Source organism: Micromonospora sp. NPDC005220 (assembly GCF_040607895.1).
Lineage (GTDB): Bacteria > Actinomycetota > Actinomycetes > Mycobacteriales > Micromonosporaceae > Micromonospora.
The window spans coordinates 142,927-155,871 of the sequence record NZ_JBEXHP010000001.1 but is presented as its reverse complement, the minus strand read 5'-3'; the positions used below and the strand labels follow the sequence as shown (position 1 = coordinate 155,871).

Annotated in this window: 11 protein-coding genes, 2 tRNA genes and 1 pseudogene; 6 read left to right on the top strand and 8 right to left on the bottom strand. The window is 70.5% G+C overall.

Features of this window, described 5'->3' with window-relative positions; translation table 11 throughout:
• Positions 1–215 precede the first annotated feature (215 nt).
• Positions 216–581, top strand: a complete 366-nt coding sequence (locus ABZU52_RS00735) for an STAS domain-containing protein (RefSeq protein ID WP_354969002.1) — start codon at positions 216–218, stop codon at positions 579–581.
• A gap of 4 nt (positions 582–585) precedes the next feature.
• On the opposite strand, the gene ABZU52_RS00730 is transcribed toward ABZU52_RS00735, so the two are convergent.
• Positions 586–1,842: a PP2C family protein-serine/threonine phosphatase gene (locus ABZU52_RS00730; protein WP_354969001.1), complete on the bottom strand. Its 1,257-nt coding sequence runs from the start codon at positions 1,840–1,842 to the stop codon at positions 586–588.
• A 38-nt stretch (positions 1,843–1,880) separates the two neighbouring features.
• On the opposite strand from ABZU52_RS00730, the gene ABZU52_RS00725 reads away from it, so the two are divergent.
• Positions 1,881–2,297: a hypothetical protein gene (locus ABZU52_RS00725; protein ID WP_354969000.1), complete on the top strand. Its 417-nt coding sequence runs from the start codon at positions 1,881–1,883 to the stop codon at positions 2,295–2,297.
• 361 nt (positions 2,298–2,658) lie between these two features.
• On the opposite strand, the gene ABZU52_RS00720 is transcribed toward ABZU52_RS00725, so the two are convergent.
• Entirely contained in the window at positions 2,659–2,883 is a 225-nt protein-coding gene (locus tag ABZU52_RS00720; RefSeq protein WP_354968999.1) for a hypothetical protein, read from the bottom strand.
• A gap of 250 nt (positions 2,884–3,133) precedes the next feature.
• A tRNA-Lys gene (locus ABZU52_RS00715) sits at positions 3,134–3,209 on the bottom strand.
• Positions 3,210–3,396: 187 nt separating this feature from the next.
• Here ABZU52_RS00715 and ABZU52_RS00710 point away from each other — a divergent pair.
• Together ABZU52_RS00710 and ABZU52_RS00705 are read left to right on the top strand one after the other, a co-directional pair.
• Positions 3,397–4,659 (top strand): Ig-like domain-containing protein, encoded by a 1,263-nt coding sequence (locus ABZU52_RS00710; protein WP_354968998.1) that lies wholly within the window; start codon positions 3,397–3,399, stop codon positions 4,657–4,659.
• 249 nt (positions 4,660–4,908) lie between these two features.
• Positions 4,909–6,204 carry an Ig-like domain-containing protein gene (locus ABZU52_RS00705; RefSeq protein WP_354968997.1) on the top strand — a complete coding sequence of 432 codons (1,296 nt, stop codon included), beginning with the start codon at positions 4,909–4,911 and terminating at the stop codon, positions 6,202–6,204.
• Positions 6,205–6,315: 111 nt separating this feature from the next.
• Here ABZU52_RS00705 and ABZU52_RS00700 read toward each other — a convergent pair.
• Together ABZU52_RS00700 and orn are read right to left on the bottom strand one after the other, a co-directional pair.
• Positions 6,316–6,391 (bottom strand) — tRNA-His (locus tag ABZU52_RS00700).
• A gap of 104 nt (positions 6,392–6,495) precedes the next feature.
• Positions 6,496–7,086 carry an oligoribonuclease gene (orn, locus tag ABZU52_RS00695; protein ID WP_354968996.1) on the bottom strand — a complete coding sequence of 197 codons (591 nt, stop codon included), beginning with the start codon at positions 7,084–7,086 and terminating at the stop codon, positions 6,496–6,498.
• A gap of 72 nt (positions 7,087–7,158) precedes the next feature.
• Here orn and ABZU52_RS00690 point away from each other — a divergent pair, with 72 nt between their 5' ends.
• On the top strand, positions 7,159–8,442 hold the full coding sequence (locus tag ABZU52_RS00690; RefSeq protein WP_354968995.1) for a glycosyltransferase 87 family protein: 1,284 nt from the start codon (positions 7,159–7,161) through the stop codon (positions 8,440–8,442).
• A 411-nt stretch (positions 8,443–8,853) separates the two neighbouring features.
• Here ABZU52_RS00690 and ABZU52_RS00685 read toward each other — a convergent pair.
• From ABZU52_RS00685 to ABZU52_RS00675, 3 genes and pseudogenes are all read right to left on the bottom strand, one after another.
• A pseudogene (locus tag ABZU52_RS00685) lies at positions 8,854–9,069 on the bottom strand (hypothetical protein); the annotation flags it as partial.
• A 690-nt stretch (positions 9,070–9,759) separates the two neighbouring features.
• Complete coding sequence (locus tag ABZU52_RS00680; protein WP_354968994.1) at positions 9,760–10,494, bottom strand: YcnI family protein; 735 nt, start codon at positions 10,492–10,494, stop codon at positions 9,760–9,762.
• A gap of 17 nt (positions 10,495–10,511) precedes the next feature.
• Positions 10,512–12,179, bottom strand: a complete 1,668-nt coding sequence (locus tag ABZU52_RS00675; RefSeq protein ID WP_354968993.1) for a copper resistance protein CopC — start codon at positions 12,177–12,179, stop codon at positions 10,512–10,514.
• A 172-nt stretch (positions 12,180–12,351) separates the two neighbouring features.
• Between ABZU52_RS00675 and ABZU52_RS00670 the strand changes: the two genes are divergently transcribed.
• Positions 12,352–12,942 (top strand): sigma-70 family RNA polymerase sigma factor, encoded by a 591-nt coding sequence (locus ABZU52_RS00670; RefSeq protein WP_354968992.1) that lies wholly within the window; start codon positions 12,352–12,354, stop codon positions 12,940–12,942.
• Positions 12,943–12,945 lie beyond the last annotated feature (3 nt).

Genomic DNA, 12,945 nt, shown 5'->3' with positions numbered 1-12,945 from the left:
ACCCCCCGGCGGCGGGCGCCCGCGGGCCCCCCCCCAACGCTCGACACACTCAAGAACCCCACCGTGCGGCCACCTTCTTGCGCGCCCACTGCAGATTGCCGTACCCAGGGTTAGTCTGCGAAACAGTTCGGCTGCCGCCGCGGCCTCTGCCCGTCGTGGTCGTCGCACGTCAAGCGCATAGGGTGGGTGGCAGACCTGCGCACTGGGAGGCTGCCATGGAACTGCTGTTGTCGGCTCGACCGGGCCAGAGTTGCACCGTGGTCGAGGCGCGCGGTGACCTCGACATGGCCACCGCCCCACAGCTCCGCGACAACCTGCAGCAACTCATCGATTCCGGCGACCGGCAGGTGGTGGTGGACCTGGCCGGGGTGGGGTTCATCGATTCGAGCGCGCTGGGCATGCTGGTGGTGATGTTCAAGTCGCTTAGCGAGGTCGGCGGCCGGCTGAGCCTGGCCGGGGTGCAGCCCGGAGTGCGCCGGGTCCTGAGCATCACATCGGTGGACCGAGTCATCGACATCTACGACGACGTGCACGCCGCCGAAGCCGACATCACGACCTCCAACGGCATCACCGGCGGGTAGCAGTTCAGTCCGGCAGCGCCACCCTGGCCCGCTCCACGTCGGCGCCCGCGCTGCTCCGCCGGTCTCTCTGATGCCCGCCGTGCCAGTCGATGATCAGCAGGGTGGCATCATCGGCGAGAGTAGGGCCCCCCACCTCCAGCACGGCGTCGGCCAACGCCCGCACGGCCTCGCGTGGGTGCAGGTCGCTGATCGAGCGCAACACGGCCGGCAGGTCCAGGTTGGCGGCGTTGCGCTCCAACATGCCGTCGGTGACCACCACCAGGCGATCACCGGGTTGCAGAGTGATCTCCTCGTGGAGAAAGTCCGCCTCGGTGAACATTCCCAGCGGAAAGTTGCCCGGCAGCCGCAGCGGCTCAATTTCCCCGCCGCGTACCAGCAGCGGCGGAACATGGCCGGCGTTGAGCAGCGTGCACACTCCGGTGCGCAGGTCGAGGCACCCGAGGACCGCGGTGACGTAACTGCCCCGCACACCAGCGTGCTCGGCAACCGCGGTGTTCGCGGCATCAGCCTGTTCGACCAGGCCAGCGCCCCGGCGGCGGGTGTTGCGCAGGCTGCCCACGCCGAGGGTGGCCGTCAACGCGCTTGCCACCCCGTGGCCCATCGCGTCGGTGACGCTGAAATGCAGCACATCGCGGCCCAGGCTGTAGTCGAACGTGTCCCCGCCGATGCTGGCAGCCGGCTCCAGCCAACCGGACAGCGTGAACGCGCTGGCCTCACACGTGAACGCGCTCGGCAGCAGACGGCGCTGGATCTCCGCGGACAGGGTGAACGGATCCGTCCGTTGCCCCCACTCGAACAGGTCGGTGTGCCGCCGGTTCGCGATCACCACGAACGCCAACGCGTGCGCCGTACGCGCGATCTCCCCCAGCTCCTGCGCGGTCGGCTCCTCGGGCAACATCATCTCCAGCAGGCCGATCACCTCACCGCGTTCGGTTACCGGCGCCAACACCGTCCAGCTGTCGGAGCCGCCGACGACCTGCACCGTCTGGGTGCGCAGCGCCTGCTCGGCCGGGCTGCCGTCGAACGGCAGCACGGTGGCGACCTCTTCGCCGTAGCGGTGGGTCCCGCCCGCGTTGTCGATCGGGACGTAAGCCAGCCGAACCAGCGCCCGACCGCTGAGGTCGGCGATCAGGAACGAGACGGCCGACGCGCCGAGCGCCACACCGACCTCGCGGGTGACCGCCTCGACCGCCTCGACCGGCGAGGCTGCCTCCGCCGCATCCAACACGCCGGCCAGGACCCGCCCTTGACGACTCTGCACCCCAAGAGTCTACGAACACCCCACCGGCCAGCATGTAGGTGCTGACCGCTGCCGCGGTGCTCGCGGCGACGGCACCGGCACACCGGACCGGACCGGTCAGCGCGCACCGTGCGATAGCGTGCGCCCATGCCGTGGATCTGGTCCTGGTCGTCATCGCCGCCGCGGCCAACCTGACCCTCGCCGCTGTGCTGTTCAGCAGGGGCCGTGGCGGCACCACGGTGCCCCGGATCTTCGGCCGCCCGCAGCCTCTCCCGCGCCTGCGGGCCGCGATGCATCTCTGCCTGGGGCTGGGGATGGGCGTCGGCTGGCTCACCAAGGACATCTTCCCGCCCCAATCCACCGCCGACACGGTCCTGTTCAACGTGGTGAGGGTCCTGCTGGTGGCTGCTCTCGTCACCGCACTACTGAGCGCGTTCCGGCACCCGCGACCCATCGGCGACAAGACCGCCCGTTAGCGCCGGTGGTGGCGTCAGCGTTGTGGTCGCGCCGCATCGCTGCGGACGTCGATGCGCAGGGCGTTGACGGCCATCCGGATCAGCTCGGGAAGCTGGTCCTCGGTGAGGGCGACACCCTACAAATCTCATCACTCCGCAGGCAGTCCATGCGCATTGGTGTGCGGTTCCGATTCGTTGACGCGAGATTGCGGAGGCAGCACATGCAGAGTGTCAGCCACCGCCTGTCGCATCATCTCGACCGCGGAGGTCATCCCGTAGCGACGGTCGAGGACCTTCAAAATGTCCTCTTCGGTCTGGGCAGGACCCGCGCTGCAGATCGGGCCAGAGAACACAGGTGTCGAGGAGGGCGGTAAACACCCGTCTATTCTGTCAGGCCCCTGCGGCGTCGTCCGATGACACGACGCGCCTCGCGCAGTCGCTGCATTACCGCGTCGAGGTCTTCCTCATCATCGATGTCCATCGAGGTTGCCTCAAGCGCGGCATACTGCTCGGCCCTGCGCTGCGTCCGGTACGCAAGCAAGTCGGGCAGAAGGACGCGCCGGTGAGTCCCCAATCGCTCAAACGGGATCTTGCCCTCGTCGAGCAACTTGACGACTGTGGGTCAGCTCACTCCAAGCAGGTCAGCGGCTTGCTGGGTCGTCAGCTTCAACGTCCGCGGGGCCACAGTCACTGCCGGGGGTCGCGATGTGGTTACGCAAGAGTCTGGGCTTGACCCGCAAAGTCTGCCAGCCGCAGCTGTGATCACCCCGGAAGAACGTGAGACTGCAGGTTGACCCATCCGGTGCCCCATATGAATCAGGGGACATGACCGATTGGTCATGTCCCCTGGATACTGCTGGTGCGCCGCCAGGGACTCGAACCCCGAACCCGCGGATTAAGAGTCCGCTGCTCTGCCAGTTGAGCTAGCGGCGCTCGTCGGCAACGGACAGAACATTAGCACCCCTCCCGAGCGGGCTCCAATTCGGTTACCCGGGTCCCCCCTTCGGTCGAGCTTTGCCGGCAAATAGCCCCAAACCGACCACCACCGTCAAGACCGGGGCATGGGTTGCGGCGGTGATGCGGCACGATGTCCGCCAGGTACGCGAGAACAGAGGTGGGCATGGCACGGTTCACGCGAGCCGGGGCGGTGGTGGGCGCCCTGACTCTGGCGGCGTCGCTGGCACTGACCGGGTGCGGCGGCGACGACAAGAAGCCGGCATTTGTTGGCGGCCCGTCCTCGGACGTGAGCGCCGCCCCTGGCTCAGCCGCCCCTTCCACACCGAGCACACCGAGTGGGCCGCCGCTCACGTTGAGCCCGGCGGACGGCACGAAGAACCGGCCGGTGAGCACGGAGATCAGCGCGAAGCTCCCGGACGGCGGGAAGGTGTCCGCGGTCACCCTGACGGCGGACGGTGGCGGCTCGGTCGAGGGCAAGCTGCGTACCGATGGCTCGGCCTGGGTGCCGTCAGCTCCACTGAAGTGGGGCACCCGCTACACGGCCACGGTGACGGCGAGCGGCTCGGACGGCACGAGCAGCCAGGGCACCAGCAGCTTCACCACGATGGCCAAGCCGAAGTCGACCATCGGTTCGGGCCTGTACCTCTTTGACGACAAGAGCTACGGGGTGGCCATGCCGGTGGTCACCGAGTTCCACCCGGGCATCCCGAAGAAGGACCGCGCCGCGGTGCAGAAGCGGATGTTCGTCCGGACCGACCCGCCGCAGCCGGGCGCGTGGCACTGGGTCAGCAACGGCACGCAGGCCTACTACCGGGCCCCGGAGTACTGGAAGCCGGGCACCACCATCACCGTGCGGATCGCCCTGGCGGGGGTGCCGCTGAGCAACGGCAGGTACGGCGACATCGACCGCAAGGCGACCGCAAAGATCGGCCGGTCGTTCGAGATGAAGGTCGACAACGCCAACAAGAAGATGACGGTGTACGAGAACGGCGCGCCGGTGCGCACCATTCCGGTGAGCCTGGGCAAGAAGAGCACGCCATCGTCGAGCGGCACGCTGGTCGTGATGGAGAAGAAGGAAACCACTGTCTTCGACACCCGCGACGACCCGGACCCGGCCAACCGCTACGTGACCGACATCCAGTTCGCCCAGCGGCTGACCTGGGGTGGCGAGTACATCCACGCCGCGCCCTGGTCGGAGCACGTGCAGGGACGGCAGAACGTCTCGCACGGCTGCGTGAACGTGTCGATGGCGAACGCCAGGTGGTTGTTCGACAAGACCCGGATCGGTGACCCGATCACGATCAAGGGCACCGAGCGCAGGATCGCCGCCGGTAACGGTTGGACGGCGTGGAGCCTGAGCTGGTCGGAGTTCATCAAGGGCAGCGCGTTGCCGGTGCCCAGCGGCGGGGCCGGCCCGGCGGTCTGAGCCGTCGGCCGCGTTGCGCCGGCCCTGCCGTTGGCCGGGCCGGCGTACCCTGGCACTCCCGCCGCGCAACTACGGCGCGGCGACCCCCGCAGTCCCGACACGGAGACGAACCAGGCTCACGAAACGCCGGATAGTAGCAGGACTCAGGCACTATTGATGGCGTGTTTCGGTTCACCCTCGGCAACCGGGGCCGGCTCTGGCGCGTCAATAGGAGACGATGGGGCAGCGACCACGACTGTGAGGGAATTCATGCGAGCTAGCCAGGACCAGCTGATCAGGCCCGGTGGGCGACGCCGCGTGTTCGCGGCGGGGCTTCTCGCCGTGGCGCTGGCCTTCACCGCCGCCTGCACCAACGACGGCGGCAAGCCGTCCTCGTGGCACGGCGGCGGCGAGGACCCGGCACCGAAGGCCGCGGCGACGATCAGTGAGCCGGCCGCGGACGCCAAGGACGTGCCGGCGTCCACCGGCATCACCTTCACCACGAAGGACGCCGTGGAGACTGCGGTCGAGCTGAAGGACGCCGCTGGCAAGGCCGTTGAGGGCACGCTCGCCAAGGACGGCAAGTCGTGGCTGCCGGCCGGCGCGCTGGCGTACGGCACGAGCTACACGGCGACCGTGACCGCCACCGGCGACGACGGGCGTCCGGCCACCGCGACCAGCACCTTCACCACCATGGCCAAGCCCGGCAATCAGGTACGCGTGAGCAGCTTCCTCGGTGACAACCAGGTGGTCGGGGTGGGCATGCCGCTGATCGTGAAGTTCAGCCGGGGCATCCCGGAGGACTACCGCGACGACGTGCAGCGGCGGATGACTGTCACCTCGACCCCGGCCCAGGAGGGAATCTGGCACTGGGTCAGCCCCACCGAGATCCGGTACCGGCCGAAGGAGTTCTGGAAGCCCGACAGCAAGGTCTCCTACCGGGTCCAGGCGGGTGGCCTGCCGATGGGTGAGGGCTGGTACGGCCGCGCCGACCTCTCGGTGGATGTCAAGATCGGCGCATCGGTGATCATGACGGTGGACAACAAGACCAAACGGATGACGGTGACCCGAAACGGCTCCGTGATCAAGACCATCCCGGTCAGCCTGGGCAAGAAGAGCACCCCGTCGTCCAGCGGCACCATGGTCGTGATCGAGAAGCTGCGCAAGACGGTCTTCGACACGTTCGAGGAGCTGGGCCCGGAGGACGGCTACCGCACCAAGATTGACTTCGCGCAGCGGCTCACCTGGGGCGGGGAGTTCATCCACGCGGCGCCCTGGTCCGAGGGGCAGCAGGGCACCACGAACGTGTCGCACGGTTGCGTGAACGTGTCGATGGCCAACGGCGACTGGCTCTTCAAGAACACCCAGATCGGCGACCCGATCACGGTCAAGGGCACCGAGCGCAAGCTGCAGAACGGCAACGGCTGGACCGACTGGAACATGAGCTGGGACGAGTACGTCAAGGGCAGCGCCCTCCCGTACGAGCCTCCGGCCGACCCGGACACTGCCACCCCGACCCCGACCCCTGCCGGGACGGTCACCCCGTCCGCCACCCCGACCTCCTGAGCCACCCGACGAAAGCCCCCTCTTCGGAGGGGGCTTTCGCGTAGGCCCCTATCCCGCCCCCACGACGACTCAGGCCCCCTCCGAAGAGGGGGCCTGAGTCACTGAAACCAGTGGGGTGACTGATGGGAATTGAACCCACGACAACCGGGACCACAACCCGGTGCTCTGCCAACTGAGCTACAGCCACCATGCCGCCGTCGCCCGGTCGATCGCTCCGGGCGGGGTGCGGACCAATAATAGCCACACCACAGCCGGGCACGTCCAGCGGGTTGCCGGTCAGCGCGGCAAGGGTCAGAGTTCGGCGGCGATGGCCTTGGCGGTCTCGACATCCGGGCCGGGCAGCGGAACGAAGATCGTGCGCCGGTAGTACTCCAACTCCCGGATGCTCTCCCGGATGTCGGCCAGCGCCCGGTGCGCGAGGCCCTTCTGCGGCTGGCCGAAGTACACCCGGGGGTACCAGCGACGGCAGAGTTCCTTGATCGACGACACGTCGATCATCCGGTAGTGCAGGTGCGCGTCGAGGCGGGGCATGTCCCGGGCGATGAAGCCTCGGTCGGTGGCGATCGAGTTACCGCACAGCGGCGCCGTACGCGGATCCTTGACGAAGGTGCGGATGTAATCCAGGACCAGGTCCTCGGCCTCGGCGAGGCTGACCGTCGAGCGGCGGACCTCCTCGGTGAGGCCGGACTTGGCGTGCATCGTCCGGACGATCTCCGGCATCCCCTCCAGTGCCGCCTCGTCGGCGTGGATCACCACGTCGACACCGTCACCCAGCACGTTGAGGTCGGGATCGGTGACCAGTGCCGCAACCTCGATCAGTTTGTCTCTGCCGAGGTCCAACCCAGTCATCTCACAGTCGATCCAGACGAGGAGATCAGCCACCGGGACAGCCTACGCGCAGCCCACGCGCTGCGGCTGCGCGCTCTGGGCGGACCGGCCCGCTAGGGTTTCGGGGTGCCAGCAGAACCCGTCGCACCGCCCGCCGTCACCGAAGACGATCCCGGCGGCCGTACGGTCCGTCGCCTGGTCGCGGTGGTGGCCCTCGGCGCCGTGCTGCCAGCGCTCTACCTGCCCGGCCTCGTGCACAACTTCTTCGATCTCAAGATCTACATGTCCGCGATGGACTGGTGGCGCGTCGGCCACCCGCTCTACGACTACGTCCAACCCGACCGGGTGCAGGGCGAGTTGTACTTCACCTACCCGCCCTTCAGCGCGCTGCTGCTGTGGCCGTTCGGCCTGCTGCGGCTCGGCGCCACCGTGGCGATCTTCACGGTGCTGACCGTGCTGGCCGTGGTGCTGACCACCCGGTGGCTGGTGGCCCCGGTGATCGCCCGACACCACCTGCCCCGAACGTTCACCCTGGTCGTCGCCGTCCTGCTGGTGCTGGCGGTGGAGAGCATCCGGGAGACGATCACCTTCGGCCAGATCAACATGCTGCTGGTCGTGCTGATCCTGGCCGATCTGCTGTTCGCCGTACCGCAGGCGCGGCGCTGGGCCGGGGTGGGCGTGGGGTTGGCGACGGCGCTCAAGCTGTTCCCCGGCATCTTCATCGTGTATCTGCTGGCCACCCGGCGGTGGCGGGCCGCGGCGGTGGCGAGCGCGACCGCGGCGGCGGCGACGTTGCTCGCGGCGGCGATCGCCCCCCGCGACTCGTGGCGGTTCTGGACGCACGAGCTGTGGACCACCGAGCGGGTGGGACGCACCGACATCGTCGGCAACCAGTCGCTGTTCGGCCTGCTCAGCCGGTTCACCGCGCCGGAGAAGCCGGACCGGCTGCTCTGGCTGCTGCTGGTCGCCGTGGTCGCCGGCTACGGGTTGTGGCGGGCCGCCCGCGCGGCACGGGCCGGTGACCCGTTGACGGGCCTGACGCTGACCGGGCTGGTCGGTTCCCTGGCGAGCCCGATCACCTGGACCCACCACATCTACTGGTTCGTGCCGGCGGTGGTGCTGCTCGCCGACGCGGCGTTGAGCGCCAGCCGCCCGGACGAGGCCCGCCGGCGTCGGTGGCTGGCCGGGCTCGCGCTGGGCATCACCGCCCTGACCATCTACGGCGTGGTGACATTCCAGGACTGGGGCGCGGGACTGATCCGCACTCATGACCCGGTGGACTTCGTCCTGCAGAACACCTACGTACTGCTCAGCCTGCTGCTGCTGGTGGTGCTGCCGGTGCGCTCGCGGCGCAGTGCGGAAAATCGCACCAATTGGACAGACATCCCGAGTGGCCACGTTCGGCGCTAAAGTGTCCTCATCTACCTCAAGCGTCGCTCGGGTAGCACCGATCCCCCGGTGAGGGTGGCCCTCCGCGTCGGCAGCGCGGAGGGCCACTCGCCGTTTCCCCCGCCGCCACCCGCCGGGCCGTCAACCGGTGGAACCACCACCGGCCGGGCCGTCAGCCGACGAGACCCCGGCCGGGCCGTCAACGGGTCGGACCGCCACCGGGCGGGACGTGGGCTCGTCCGCGTCGGCCGGCGGCCAGGCGAGACTCAGCGTCACCTCCGGTGGGCGGGGCAGCCGGATCGGCTCGTCCAGGTCGGCGAGGGTGGCCGGGCGCGCCGCGCCGATCGCCGACCGGGCGGGTTCCGCGGCTGCGGCGCCGACCGGGGTGAGTTGTCGTACCGGCAACGGCGGGATCGGGTCGGGTTGCCGGAGGCCCAGGCCACTGAGCGAGGTGACCCCGAGCCGGCCGGCGAGCACCGGCACCTGGTCCGGCTCGACCACGAAGATCACCTCGCGCGGGTGCAGCGGTCGCAGCAGGAGCAGCGCCGCGCACACCACCAGCAGCACGCCGATGGTCAGCAGGCCCCAGGTGGCCGGGCCGGTCCACCCGGCCCGCAACTCGGCGCGCAGGTCCAGGGCCAGGTCGGCCTCTCCGTCGGGGCGCATCACCACCAGGCTCATGGGTTCGCCGGCGAGGTCGTCCGCGCTCCACTCCAGCGAGCCGATCCCATCGCGTACCCAGAAGGGCCGACCCAGCGGCGTGACCGGCCCGTCGGCCGCTGCGACGCCCGGGGCGTCGGCGGCCGGTCCGGCCGGGTCGAGCCGGACCGGCAGCGGACCCCGGGCCAGCACCACCCGGTGCACCGTGGCGTGCGGCACCGCCTCCAGCCAGCCACGCACCTCGGCGGTGGGCGCCAGTCCGACGAAGGCCGGGCCGCCCGCGGCGCGGGCGTCCAGTCGCAGCCGGGTCTGCGCGGTACGCGCGAAGGGCGCCTCCTGCCGCAGCAGTCGGTCGAGGTCGGTGACCACTACCGCGTGACCGGGCGTGCGGACCGTCTCGAAGCGGGCGGCGAAGGCCCCGCCGGGGTCGGCGTGCCGGGTCACCAGCCACAGCCCGCCACCGGCGAACAGCGCCGGAATTCCCACGACCAACAGCAGCACTCCGGCGATCACCCGCACGAACCGCATCCGCACCGTCCCCCTCAGTAGCCAAATACCCGGCCGACCTTACCGACGTAGCCCGTCTGATCAGGGGATATCCACGGCACGGCCGGCACTGACTCCGGAAAGCACGCTGGCCCGCCGGAAATCCGGCGGGCCAGCGGGTGGGACGCGGGGTCAGGCCTTGGCGACCGGATCCCGGCGGGTACGCGCGTACGCCAGCCCGCCCAGCACCAGGCCGGCCAGACCGGCGACGAGCCCAGCCACACCGAGGCCGACCGCGAGGCCGTTGCCGTCGTTGTCGTCATCGTCGTCGGGCGTGGCGACGGCAGCGGTCGGCGCGGCCGAACCCGCCGGCGCCGCGGCGGCGGCCAGGGTGAGCACCGGCGCCGGGTGCTCCGGCTCCTCGGCACCCGGCGCCGGCTCGTCGATCCACCGGGAGATGTTGCCGTCCGAGTAGGTCTGCAGGACCTTGAAGACCATCGAGTCGACCTGCGGCAGCGGCCCCAGCGAGACGGGGAACTCCTGGAACTGCCCCGGCTTCACCCCCGCGTCGCCGGACGCCGTCCAGGTGATCTTGGAGACCGCTTCGGTGAGCTGACTGCCGTGCACCTCGATCGGCGGATCCACCTTGCGCTTCTCCGTGGCGACCGTCCAGCCGGGCACCGGCATCGTCGACACCGAGCCGACCGGGGCGTTCTCCGGCAGCACCACTTCCAGCTTGGTGGTCGAGGCGGAGTCGCTCTCGTTGGGCACCCGGAACGCCACCCGGGCGTAGCCGCCCTGGGTCGCCTCCTTCGGGTTCACCGTCACGTGGGCCGACGCCGGTCCGGCGAAGCCGAGCACAGCGGTGGCGGCGGCGGTGAACGCCAGGGCGGCAGCGGCGGTGGCGGTACGCCGGAATCGGATCATGGGTTTCGCGAACCTCTCTAACGGATGGGCACGGTGGCGGTCACCGTGGCCTGGTCGATGTCGGTCGTTCGGGCGGTGATCTTCAGCTGCCACTCGCCTGCGGCCGGCATGCTGATGTCGCCGTAGGCGTGACTGTCCGTCAACCGCAGCAACGGCACCTCGATCGGCTCGATCCCGGCCGAGGGCAGCGCGACGGTCGCCTTCCACTCGGCGACCAGCAGCGGCTGGTTGTTCTTGTCGTACGCGTACAGGTGCACCGAGTTGTTGCCCCGCTCGGCCGGGCTCACCTCGACCTCCACCGTCAGCAGCGGGCTGGACAACCTGGTGCTGAAGAGACCGGCCTCGGACCCCGCGGACGGGCCGGCCACAGCGGTACGGGCGGGCGTGGTCTGCACGAGCGTGGCGGATACGGCCAGCACCACCATGGTGACGGCCAACTCCACCAGGACCGCCCGGCGCACCGGCACCGGGCGCTGCGCCGCGACGCGGCTGCGCACCAACTGCCGGGAGTACGCGGCCACGCCGATGACCAGCGCGAACAGCCCGATCTTGGCGAGCAGCAGACGCCCGTACGTGGTGTCGATGAGCGCCTGTGGGGTGGCCACCTCGATCAGCGCCTGGACGGTGCCGGCCAGCAGCAGCGCCGAGACGGCGAGTGCCGCCCAGCGCGACCAGATCGGCAGGATGGCGCCCAGCTCCCGCTCGTCGGCCTGGCGCAGCAGGAAGACGGCGAGCATGAGCAGACCGCCCAGCCAGACCGCCATGCTGCCCAGGTGGACCGCGTCGACCACCACGGAGACCGCCGGCGCCGGGGAGGCCGCCGGGTGCCCGGCCAGCGGCCAGGTCAGCAGGGCGGCACCGCCGAGGACGGCCAGGATGATCGCGTCCGCGCGGCCGGCGGGCCGGGCCAGCAGCGGTCGGAGCAGGAAGACGGACGCCGCCAGCAGGCCGAGCCGGACCAGGTGGGCGGCACCGAAGGCGCTGCCGAAGACACTGCCGAACCCCTCGCCGGTGACGTCGAAGAGACCACCGCCGGCCGTGTAGGGCACCTGCAACCACAGGTCAGCGAGGGTGGCGAAGGCCACCAGGCCGAGGCCGGTCCAGGCCAGCCGGCTCGGCCCCCGTCGGGACAGCCGTCGCGGCCAGAGCGCGGCGAGCACCAGCGCCGGCCCGACCAGCAGCACCAGGCCGGCGTAGCCGAGGAAGCGGGCCACCTTCACCGCCGTGCCCACCACCGGGTTGGCGCGGCTGTCCGTGCCGGAGTCGACGGGTGGGGTCGAGGGTGCGCCGACCGAGTAGGTGAACGCCCCGGAGACCGGGTGGCTGTCGGCGGAGATCACCCGGAAGCTGACCAGGTAGGTGCCGCGCGCGCCGGCCGGGTCCACCGGGATGGTCACGACACCGCCGCTGAACGACGGTTCGCCCCGGTCGGCCCGGGACCCGTCCGGCGCGATGACCCGGATCTTGCCGGGCACCTTGCGGACCGACTCGCTGAACGTGAGGGCCACCTCGGACGGCCCGCTCGGCACGATGGACGCGGCGGCCGGACTGCTGCTCTCCAGCACCGCGTGGGCGCTCGCGGAGGTGGCTGGCGCGATCAACAAGGCGACGAGGGTGACCAGGAGGCCGGCGGCTGCGGCAAGCCGGGCGGCCCAGCGACGGGGGGCGACAGTCATGCCGGCCATGGTCGCCGATGGGTGTTCCCTTCGGCGACCCGAGGGGGGTGGTCGCTTTCTTGGTCGCACGTCATGACCTGGTAGTCGGCCCGGGGTGGGGAAAAGTTCCCGACGTGGCGCAGACCATCCAAGGGCCGAACGACCCTGACGCGCCGCCGGGTGCCGCGTAACCTGGTTTGTCGTGATCCCTGTCCCGCGTGACTCCGGTGCCGCCGGTCCGGCAGAGCCGGTCGACGGGGTCGCCCGGGACCCGGCAACCGAGTGGGCGCTGACCGCCCGCGACGGCGACCCCACCGCCCAGGCGGCGTTCGTCCGGCTGACCCAGGCCGAGGTCTGGCGGTTCGCCGCCGCCCTGGTCGACCCGGACAGCGCCGACGATCTGACCCAGGAGACCTACCTGCGGGCGTTCCGGGCCCTCCCCGCCTTCGAGGGCCGCTCCAGCGCCCGCACCTGGCTGCTCGGAATCGCCAGGCGGACCTGCGCCGACCACCTGCGCACTGTCATTCGGCGTCGGCGGCTCGACGAGCGCCTGACGGCGAACGCGTACACCGACCGGCCGCACCCGGACCCGGCCGGCCACCTCGGCGCCGCCGACCTGGTCCGCCGTCTCGGCCCCGAGCGGCGCTCCGCGTTCGTGCTCACCCAACTGCTCGGCCTGTCGTACGCCGAGGCCGCCGCCGTCGAAGGGGTGCCGGTGGGCACCATCCGTTCCCGGGTCGCCCGGGCCCGTGACGATCTGGTCGAGGCGGTCGGCGACGCCCTGACCGGTTGAACG